Source organism: Rhodococcus gordoniae (genome assembly GCF_001646655.1).
In the GTDB taxonomy this organism is placed as follows: domain Bacteria; phylum Actinomycetota; class Actinomycetes; order Mycobacteriales; family Mycobacteriaceae; genus Rhodococcus; species Rhodococcus gordoniae.
The window spans coordinates 1-6,058 of the sequence record NZ_LPZN01000091.1 but is presented as its reverse complement, the minus strand read 5'-3'; the positions used below and the strand labels follow the sequence as shown (position 1 = coordinate 6,058).

Here is a 6,058-nt window from a genome sequence, read left to right as displayed (position 1 = left end):
CCCGGCGCCCGGCCGGCCGGCGTCGAGCACTACGGGGTGCCGGCGCTCGCCGGTGATGTCCTCGGTCTGCTCGACGAATTCGGTCTCGATCGCGTCCACCTCGCGGGACACGACTGGGGCGCCGCCGTGGCGTGGTACTTCGCCGCCCACCATCCCGACCGCGTCTCGGCGTTGACCGCGGTCTCGGTCCCCCACCTCGCCGCCTACGGCTGGGCGCTGCGCGAGGACGCCGACCAACGCGAGCGCTCCTCCTACATCGGCCTCTTCCGGGAGGAGGGCAAGGCGGAGGACCTCCTCCTCGCCGACGACGCGCGGCGCCTGCGGGCGATGTTCGCGCCGGGCGTCGACCGCGCCGCGGTGGACCACTACGTCGCCGCGATGTCCGCGCCGGGCGCTCTCACCGCCGCCCTGAACTGGTATCGCGCCATGACACGGGATCTCGATTCGACTCCCCCGGTCCGCGTCCCGACGACCTACCTCTGGAGCACCGCCGACATCGCGATCGGCCGCGCCGGCGCCGAACGGTGTGGTGAGTTCGTCGACGCCGACTACGACTTCGTGATCCTGCCCGACGTCTCGCACTGGATCCCGGAGGAGGCGCCTGCCGAGGTCGCGAACGCGATCGCGCGGCGACGGAACGCCTAGACGGGCCCGAGCCGGTCGCCACCCGGATTCTCGGTATGTTGTCGTACGGATCCGACCTGCGCGACACCTTTTCCGAGGAGACCCTGTCATGACCGACGTCTCGGTGACCACTCACGTCTTCGACGCCGCCGTCGACCTGTTCGAAGTCCGGGACGATCGCACCGAAGGGCATACGCATCCCGCCTACGCGAACATGGTCGGCCCGTTCGGCGGTATCACCGCCGCGACCCTTCTGCGCGCGGTCGAACGGCATCCTGATGTCCTCGGCATGCCGCTGTCCCTGACGGTCAACTTCGCCGGACCCATCACCGACGGACCGTTCGACATCACGGCGCGACCGGTGCGCACGAACCGGACCACCCAGCACTGGTCGCTCGAACTGTCGCAGGGCGGCGAGGTCGCCACCACCGCGACGGCCGTCTTCGGTCTCCGTCGCCCCACCTGGTCGTCGACCGAACCGCAGGCACCGGCCGTCCCCGCACCCGACTCGCTCGAACCGACACCGCTGCCCGACTTCATCGCGTGGGCACGCAACTACGAGATGCGGTACGCCACCGGGGTCGTTCCCGAGGAGGGCAGCGCCGAGGTCGCCGACTCCACGTCGACCCTGTGGGTGCGCGACGTGCCGTCGCGCCCGCTCGACTTCGCCTCGCTCACCGCGATGTGCGACATCTTCTATCCCCGCGCCTTCCTGCGGCTGGGTCGGGTACTGCCGGCCGGCACGGTCTCCATGACGACCTACTTCCACGCCGACCCGGAGACCGTTGCCGCGCAATCCGACAGCCCCGTCCTCGCCACCGCACGGGCGCATCGCTTCGAACAGGGCTTCTTCGACCAGAGCGCTCGGCTGTGGGGACGCGACGGCGTCCTGCTCGCGACCTCGCACCAGATCGTCTACTTCAAGGCATGAGGCCGCTTCGAAGCGCGGAACGTGACGTCGCGCTCCGGCCCACGTCCCGGCCACCGGCGCACCTGTAGCCTCGGATACATCGGCTCCACTGATTGCGAGGTCCGATGTGACGAGACCGAGACCCCTCCGACGAGCGGGCGTCATCGCCTGCGCCGCAATCACGTTCGTGGTAGCGGGGGCGGCTTGCGCCGGGACGGAGGAGACGGCCCCGGCTGCGGACTACGAGTCGTACGTGGCCCTGGGAGACTCCTTCGCCGCCGGACCCGGCATCCCGCCGCAGACCGAAGGCGATCCGTGCGGACGGTCGGGGAGCAACTATCCCACCCTCGTCGCTGCCGGACTCGGCATCGACAACTTCGTCGACGCGTCGTGCGGCGCCGCCACCTCCCTCGATTTCGCGATGCCGCAGACCACCTTCCGCGGCGGGACGGTGCCACCCCAGTACGACTCGCTGCGACCCGACACCGAACTCGTCACGGTGGGCATCGGCGGCAACGACATCGGCCTCGTCCAACTGGCGCTGGGATGCGTGAATCTCTCGGCACCGCCGGAGGGCGCGTCGTGCGCGATCACGAACACCACCGGTGGCGCCGACCGCGTCGACGCCACCATCGACGCTTTCGCACCCACCTACACCACCGTGATCGACGAGATCCGTCGACGCTCACCGGAGGCACGCATCGTCCTCGTCGGCTATCCCACCGGCATCCGCGACGGTGGCTGCTTCCCCGACCAGCGGATCTGGCCCGAGGACGCGACCTATCTGCAGGAGAAGATCGACCGGTTGAACACCGTCATGCGCGAGCAGGCCGAGGCCGCCGACGCGGACTACGTAGACCTGCGTTCTTCGAGCCGCGATCACGACGTGTGTGCCGCTCCGGAGACCCGATGGATGGCCGGTCTGCAGCCGGCCGCCGGGTCGATCCCGCTGCATCCGAACGCGGCCGGGCACCGCAACGCCGCCGACCAGGTACTGGCCGCGCTCACCGATCGATCCTGATCAGTCCTTTGCGGACATCTCGGGAGCCCGCACGGCGAGCAACGACAGCAGGCCGGCGCCGAGCACGAGCAACAGTCCCACGATGCCGGCCCGGTCGGTACCGAACCACCATGCGAAGAAGCCGAACAGCGTCGGCGCCAGGAACGACACCGCCCGACCGGTCGTCGCGTAGAGACCGAACATCTGGCCTTCCCGGCCCGGCGGGGTGAGGCGCGCCAGGAAGGTGCGCGCCGACGACTGTGCGGGACCGACGAACAGGCACAGCACGAGACCGAAGATCCAGAACATGATCGGACCCGAGACCACGAGCAGCACGATGCCGGTCGCGATCATGGCGACCAGCGATCCCACGATCACGGCCTTGGGCCCGATCCGGTCGTCCACCCGTCCGGCCACGAGCGCGCCCACGGCGGACACGACGTTCGCGGCGACACCGAAGAGCAGCACATCGCCCGCTCCGATCCCGTAGACGGTGACGGCGAGAACCGCACCGAAGGTGAAGACACCGGCGAGACCGTCCCGGAACAACGCCGACGCCCCGAGGTACCAGATGGTGCGACGATCCGCCCGCCACAGCTCCGTCAGATCGCGCCCCAACACGCGATAGGACTCGACGAAACCCGCCCGGCGCGCGAGGTCCCCATGCGCGACCGGCTTCTCCGGAACGGCGAGGAGCACGGGCACGGCGAACACCGCGAACCACACGGCAGCGAACAGCGCCACGAGCCGGATGTTGGTGCCGTCCTCCGTCGGTACACCGAGGAAACCGCGCGAATCGCCGTCACCGGCGATGAAGCCGGTGTAGCACAACAACAGGAGCGCGATCCCACCGAAATAGCCCATCGCCCAACCGAAACCCGACACCCGGCCGATATCCGCCGGGGTCGACACCTGGCGCAGCATCGAGTTGTACGGGACCTGCGCCAGTTCGGCCATCACCGACGCCACACCGAGCAGGACCATGCCGAGCCACAGATAGTGATAGTCGTCGCGGACGAAGTACATCGCCGCCATGGCCGCGACGGTGACCGCGGTGAGAATGCCCAGCGACCGCTTCCGCCGCCCGGTGGCGTCGTAACGCTGACCGGACACCGGTGCGGTCACGGCGATGACGAAGCCGGCGATGCCCAGGGACCATCCGAGCCAGGTGCTCGCCGAGATCCCGCCCGGCAGGTCGTCCCCGACCGCGTCGGTGAGATAGACGGAGAACACGAAGGTCAGGATCACGGCATTGAACGCCGCCGAACCCCAGTCCCACAGACCCCACGAGAAGACCTGACGACGCGTCGTGGCCTCCCCGGCCCCACTCGCCGTGTCCGTGAACGCATTCATGCCCCGGAGCCTAGGCTTCGAGAGCGCCCGCGGCACCGAACGACTCGATCGCACAGTCGGGGCGGCCCCGGCCGTCGCCGCGCGCCTGCCGCTACGCTGACCCACTGTGACTCTGCCGAATCCCCATCCCGATGCCCGTGCCGTCGTCACCGGAGCGTCCTCCGGCATCGGTGAGGCCCTCGCAACCGAACTCGCCGCCCGCGGCCACTCGCTGATCCTGGTCGCCCGCCGCGGAGAGGTGATGGAGACCCTCGCCGAGACCCTGCGCGCGAAATACGGTGTGACCGTCGAGGTACGCGCATGCGATCTGTCCGACCGCGACGCCCGGACACCGTTGGTCGACGAACTCGTACGCCGCCGCATCAGCATCCTGTGCAACAACGCCGGCATCGCGACCTTCGGCGCGGTCGCGGAACTCGACGCGGCCTACGAGCGGGCGCAGGTCGAACTCAACGCCGTCGCCGTGCACGACCTCACCCTCGCGGTACTGCCGCAGATGGTCGAGCGGAATTCCGGCGCGATCCTGATGGTCGGTTCGGCCGCCGGCAACATGCCGATCCCGAACAACGCCACCTACGCCGCCACGAAGGCATTCGTGAACACCTTCTCCGAGTCGCTACGCGGCGAACTCAAGGGCACCGGCGTGCACGTCACGCTGCTCGCCCCCGGTCCGGTGCGTACCGAGGAACCCGATCCGGCCGAGGCGTCGATCGTCGACAAATTGGTCCCGGACTTCCTGTGGATCTCGAGCGAGCACACCGCGAAGGTCTCGCTCGACGCGCTCGCCGCGAACCGCATGCGCATCGTGCCCGGCGTGATCAGCAAGGCCATGTCGGCCGCCGGTCAATTCTCGCCGCGATCGGTCTCCGCGCCGATCGCCGGAGCGTTCTACAAGAAGCTCGGCAGCAACTGACACAGCAACACCTCACCGCCTCGGCGGCAGCAACACCTCACCGCCTTCGGCGGCGTCCCGTGCCGAAGAGGCTCCGGCCGATCTCGCGGCCGGCCGCGGACGCCGCCGAACGGATGAAGCTGCGCACCGCCGCGCTGCCGAGCACCTGCTCCACGACCGACTGTCCGGCTTCGTCCGGCGCCGGCGACGGCACGTCCGGGACGGGCTCGACATCGGCCGCCCCGACCATCGACGCGGTGAGCTTCTCGTACGCCGATTCCCGGTCGATGGTGCGGCCGTACTTTCCGTACAGCGGGTTCGCCTGCGCCGACGCGCGCATCGCGCTCTCCCCCACCGTGCCCGTCAGCGAACGCGGCGGTCGCAGACGCGTCCAGGCGACGGGCGTCGGCGCGCCCAGCTCGGACAGGACCGTCACGATCGCCTCGCCGGTACCGAGCCCGGTCAGCGCCTCGGCGAGGTCGTAGGCGTCCGTCTTCGGGAAGGTGCGCACGACCTTCGCGAGCGCGGCCTCGTCCTCGGGGGTGAAGGCGGGTAGCGCGTGCTGCACCCACGCGCCGAGTTGCGACAGCACGCTCCTGGGAAGGTCGGTAGGTAGTTGCGTGCAGAAGACCACGCCGACCCCTCTGGAACGAATGAGCTTCACCGTCTGCTCGATCTGTTGCACGAAGGCCTTCGACGCGTCCGTGAAGAGCAGGTGCGCCTCGTCGACGAAGAAGACGAGCCGGGGCTTGTCGACGTCACCCACCTCCGGCAGCGCCTGGAACAGGCCGGCGAGCAACCACATCAGGACGGTCGAGAACAGCGCAGAACGGGTGGCGTCCTCGCCGAGTTCGAACAGGTTGATCGTCCCGTGGCCGTCGATCACACGCAGCAGGTCCTCGACCTCGAGTTCGGGTTCCCCGAAGAATCCGTCGCCACCCGCGCTCTCGAGGCCGACGACGGCGCGAAGGATCACACCGGTGGTCGCGGGCGACACGGCGCCGAGTGCGTCGCGTCCTTCGTCGCTCGTCAGGTACCGGATCACCTGCCGCAGGTCGGCGAGGTCGAGCAGCGGAAGTCCGTTGCGGTCGGCCCAGTGGAAGATCAGTCCGAGCGTCGATTCCTGAGTCGTGTCGAGGCCGAGCACCTTCGAGAGCAGGATCGGGCCGAAGGAAGTGACGGTGGCACGGACCGGGATGCCGACGCCGTCGGTGCCGACCGAGTAGAAGGCCACGGGATGACCCGTCGGAGTCCATTCCTCGTCCCCGGTGTCGGCCGC

6 protein-coding genes are annotated in these 6,058 nt (G+C 69.2%); 4 read left to right on the top strand and 2 right to left on the bottom strand.

What is annotated here, in order from left to right; all coding sequences use genetic code 11:
- From A8G18_RS21990 to A8G18_RS21980, 3 genes are all read left to right on the top strand, one after another.
- Positions 1-645 (top strand): alpha/beta fold hydrolase (locus A8G18_RS21990; protein WP_064065553.1); only part of this gene is annotated, 645 nt, incomplete at its 5' end.
- A gap of 88 nt (positions 646-733) precedes the next feature.
- Positions 734-1,555 carry an acyl-CoA thioesterase gene (locus tag A8G18_RS21985; RefSeq protein ID WP_064065552.1) on the top strand — a complete coding sequence of 274 codons (822 nt, stop codon included), beginning with the start codon at positions 734-736 and terminating at the stop codon, positions 1,553-1,555.
- A 106-nt stretch (positions 1,556-1,661) separates the two neighbouring features.
- Entirely contained in the window at positions 1,662-2,555 is an 894-nt protein-coding gene (locus tag A8G18_RS21980; RefSeq protein ID WP_064065551.1) for an SGNH/GDSL hydrolase family protein, read from the top strand.
- Here A8G18_RS21980 and A8G18_RS21975 read toward each other — a convergent pair whose 3' ends face one another.
- Positions 2,556-3,887 (bottom strand): MFS transporter, encoded by a 1,332-nt coding sequence (locus A8G18_RS21975; protein ID WP_064065550.1) that lies wholly within the window; start codon positions 3,885-3,887, stop codon positions 2,556-2,558. It abuts the gene before it with no gap.
- A gap of 106 nt (positions 3,888-3,993) precedes the next feature.
- Here A8G18_RS21975 and cmrA point away from each other — a divergent pair, with 106 nt between their 5' ends.
- Positions 3,994-4,800, top strand: a complete 807-nt coding sequence (gene cmrA / locus A8G18_RS21970) for a mycolate reductase (RefSeq protein WP_064065549.1) — start codon at positions 3,994-3,996, stop codon at positions 4,798-4,800.
- A gap of 37 nt (positions 4,801-4,837) precedes the next feature.
- On the opposite strand, the gene A8G18_RS21965 is transcribed toward cmrA, so the two are convergent.
- Positions 4,838-6,058 (bottom strand): helicase HerA-like domain-containing protein (locus A8G18_RS21965; protein ID WP_064065548.1); only part of this gene is annotated, 1,221 nt, incomplete at its 5' end.

What these genes read in the sequence shown, in the direction of transcription:
- A8G18_RS21985 (WP_064065552.1), top strand. Translation starts at nt 734, where the DNA reads ATGACCGACGTCTCGGTGACCACTCACGTCTTCGACGCCGCCGTCGAC.
- A8G18_RS21975 (WP_064065550.1), bottom strand. Translation starts at nt 3,887, where the DNA reads ATGAATGCGTTCACGGACACGGCGAGTGGGGCCGGGGAGGCCACGACG.